Annotated in this window: 1 protein-coding gene; it reads right to left on the bottom strand. The window is 72.4% G+C overall.

The window, feature by feature from the left end; genetic code table 11:
* Positions 1–10: 10 nt before the first annotated feature.
* The gene (locus tag JQN72_RS18075) at positions 11–898 is read right to left on the bottom strand and encodes an IS5 family transposase (RefSeq protein ID WP_204136532.1); all 888 of its coding nucleotides are present in this window, start codon (positions 896–898) and stop codon (positions 11–13) included.
* Positions 899–1,012 lie beyond the last annotated feature (114 nt).

Here is a 1,012-nt window from a genome sequence, read left to right on the forward strand (position 1 = left end):
CTAGGGCCTGTTACGAAAGTCGTCGCAGCCAGTGGTCGATGCTGGCGACGTGGACGGTGGCGGCGTAGCGGACGGCGAGCTTGTCGTAGCGGGTGGCGAAGCCGCGGTGGTGTTTGAGGTGGTTGAAGCCGCACTCGACGGCGTGCCGGTCCTTGTAGGTCTCGGGGTTGAACGCTGGTGGTCTGCCGCCGCGGGATCCGCGTCGGGTGCGGTGTCCGGCTTGGTCGGCGGGGGTCGGGATGGTCGCTCGGATGTGGTGCCGGGCGAGCCAGGAGCGGTTGGCTCGGGAGGAGTAGGCCTTGTCGGCCAGGACACGGGTAGGGCGGGTCCGGGGCCGGCCGGCACCGGGTCGGGCGACGCGGATGCTCTCCAGGACGGGGACCAGCTGGGGGCTGTCACCGGCCTGGCCGGGGGTGAGGGCGAACGCCAGCACGCCGCGCTGCTGGTCGATGGCGGCGTGGGTCTTGGTGCCCCACCCGCCGCGGGAGCGGCCCAGGGCGTGGTGCTCCGGCTCTCCGGCAACGGAGCCGAAACTGTCGCGGCGGGCGCCGGCGGCGTGGACGTGGGCGCGGGAGGTGGTGGAGTCCACCGATACCTGCCAGGAGAGCCGCCCGCGGGCGTCGGCGCTCGCGCGCAGCTCGTCCTCGACCGTGGCCCACACACCGAGGACCTGCCAGCACGCGAACAGGGCGTACACCCGCCACCACGGCCCGTACCGCTGCGGGACATCGCGCCACGGACACCCGGCCCGGGTCCGGTGCCGGACTCCGTCGACCAGCAGGCGCAGTGGGTATCTGCGGGGCCGACCCAGCCGGGCCGGGGCCGGCAGCAGCGGCTCCAACAGGGCCCACTGGGCGTCGGTCAGGTCGTGACGAGCAGCGGCATCTATCGTGGGCATCGAGGCTCCCGGGGTGCGCGGCGGAGTAGACACCACCAGCGCTACTCCGGGAGCTTCACCTCAATCCACACGACACGCCCAAACCCCATCAGCCACTTTCGTAACAGGCCCTAG

Source organism: Phycicoccus sp. CSK15P-2, assembly GCF_016888005.1.
In the GTDB taxonomy this organism is placed as follows: domain Bacteria; phylum Actinomycetota; class Actinomycetes; order Actinomycetales; family Dermatophilaceae; genus Phycicoccus.

Excerpts from the sequence above, each read along its gene's own strand:
- JQN72_RS18075 (WP_204136532.1), bottom strand. The coding sequence starts at position 898 with ATGCCCACGATAGATGCCGCTGCTCGTCACGACCTGACCGACGCCCAG.